General features: G+C 64.8%; 1 protein-coding gene. It reads right to left on the reverse strand.

All coding sequences use genetic code 11. From position 1 onward, the window contains the following. On the reverse strand, positions 1–230 hold a 230-nt coding region (locus HKX41_13975), incomplete at both ends, for a cytochrome o ubiquinol oxidase subunit I (GenBank protein NNC25241.1).

A 230-nucleotide genomic window follows, 5' to 3' on the forward strand; every position in this document is an offset into this window, starting at 1 on the left:
GCCCGCGCCGCAGGCGGTCATCCAGAAGCTGAAGTTGTTGAGGAACGGGAAGGCCACGTCGCGCGCGCCGATCTGCAGCGGCACCACGTAGTTCATGAAGCCGGTCACCAGCGGCATCGCCACGAAGAAGATCATGATCACGCCGTGGGCGGTGAAGATCTGGTCGTAGTGGTGCGGCGGCAGGAAGCCGGCGTTGTCGCCGAAGGCCATCGCCTGCTGCATGCGCATCA

Origin of the sequence: Salifodinibacter halophilus (assembly GCA_012999515.1) — a bacterium.
GTDB classification, from domain to species: Bacteria; Pseudomonadota; Gammaproteobacteria; order Nevskiales; family Salinisphaeraceae; genus Salifodinibacter; species Salifodinibacter halophilus.